Genomic DNA, 510 nt, shown 5'->3' with positions numbered 1-510 from the left:
GGCGCAGCCGGCCGGTGGCGCCGAGCCGGTAGGCCTGCGCCGCCTGCGCCGCGCGCCGCGCCGCGATGGCATCGAGCCGCCGCGCCGCCAGCAGCGTGTCCCGGCTGCCCCGCCAGGCCGCCGCCGCCGCGTCGATCTGCGCCAGCACACGCGCCTGCGCCCGCTCGAACTTCGCGGCGGCGAGGCGGCGCTGCGCCCGGGCGATGGCGATCTGCCCCTGGTGCTGGTTGAGCACCGGCAGCGGCAGCGAGAGCGAGAGGATGAACTTGCTGTCGCCCTGGTCGTAATGATAGCCGGGGCCGATCGAGATGCCGGGGAACTGGCTGTCCACCGCCTGGCGCAGGGCATCGTCGGCGGCGCGGTAGCGGGCGAGGGCGGCGGCGACCTGCGGCCGCGCCGTGATCGCCGCGCGGACCAGGGCGGGCCAGCGGTCCGGCGCCGGGGCCGATGGATGGGCGAAGGCGGCGAAGGACAGCGACACCCCCCGCAGCGCCGCCGCCGGCATGCCGA

General features: G+C 78.0%; 1 protein-coding gene. It reads right to left on the bottom strand.

The genetic code is table 11. From position 1 onward, the window contains the following. A partial coding sequence (locus RT91_RS19310) for a TolC family protein (protein ID WP_035189462.1) occupies window positions 1–510 on the bottom strand: 510 nt, incomplete at both ends.

The sequence above is a fragment of the Acidiphilium sp. JA12-A1 genome, from assembly GCF_000724705.2.
GTDB classification, from domain to species: domain Bacteria; phylum Pseudomonadota; class Alphaproteobacteria; order Acetobacterales; family Acetobacteraceae; genus Acidiphilium; species Acidiphilium multivorum.
The sequence above is the reverse complement of the archived record's forward strand: the minus strand, read 5'-3'. Positions and strand labels throughout refer to the sequence as shown.